Below are 235 nucleotides of genomic sequence, written 5' to 3'. Positions count from 1 at the left end.
CGGGTTCCAACACGAAAAAGGGGATTACTGAAATTGAGGAATACACACCAAAGCATATACATGAAAAATACGGTCTATCCCCTTTGCAAATCATTGATTTAAAAGGGCTGATGGGAGATGCCTCTGACAAAATTCCCGGTATTCCGGGAGATGTTGAAAAGACTGCCCTTAAATTATTGCAACAATTTGAAACAGTTGAAAACCTTTTGCAGTCGATTGATGAGTTAAGCGGACA

Annotated in this window: 1 protein-coding gene; it reads left to right on the top strand. The window is 40.0% G+C overall.

The features are described 5' to 3' along the window. Positions 1-235 (top strand): 5'-3' exonuclease H3TH domain-containing protein (locus tag ACYP5M_RS26760; protein WP_459735754.1); only part of this gene is annotated, 235 nt, incomplete at both ends.

The organism is Peribacillus sp. N1, from assembly GCF_054600815.1.
The sequence above is the reverse complement of the archived record's forward strand: the minus strand, read 5'-3'. Positions and strand labels throughout refer to the sequence as shown.